Here is a 527-nt window from a genome sequence, read left to right on the forward strand (position 1 = left end):
CGGCGATCACCGCGTCAATGAAGCTGCGCAGCTTGGGTGTAGGCCGCCGGTCTTGCCCGAGTACGGCGCGCTGAGCACGGGGGCGACGGCGTTCCCGCTGTTCCCGGTGCTGGGCAAGCAACTGACGGTGCAGGGCTATCAGTACAAGCTGGTCGTGCGCGATCCCGCCAAGCTGGCCGCCGCCAAGCAGTTCATCCTCGATGGGCTGGCCTCTGGCGCGCTCAAGCCGGTCATCGACCGTGTGTTCCCGCTGGAGCAGATCGTCGAGGCCCACCGCTATCTGGAATCCAATCAGCAGTTCGGCAAGATTGTTGTGACGGTCTGAACCGATTCAGCGTGACGGCACTGGAGTGCACGATGCTGCTCCAGCGTCAGGGTCTGTGCGCACGCCTTGGCGCTTCTACGCCAAGGCATCGCTGACCCTCGGCCGCCAGCCACTGACAACGCCGCGCTGTAGCGCACCGTAATGTCTGCCCTAGGTTTGGCGCCACGACTGCGCTGTACTGTGCGCATGCCAATTGTTGATT

At 63.8% G+C, this 527-nt stretch carries 1 protein-coding gene; it reads left to right on the top strand.

Annotation, left to right across the window (positions count from 1 at the left end):
* The coding region (locus RVY79_RS17130; protein ID WP_317465675.1) for a zinc-binding dehydrogenase at nucleotides 1-325 on the top strand (325 nt) is incomplete at its 5' end.
* Between the last annotated feature and the right edge of the window lie 202 nt (nucleotides 326-527).

The organism is Chromohalobacter sp. HP20-39 (genome assembly GCF_033052815.1).
In the GTDB taxonomy this organism is placed as follows: Bacteria; Pseudomonadota; Gammaproteobacteria; order Pseudomonadales; family Halomonadaceae; genus Chromohalobacter.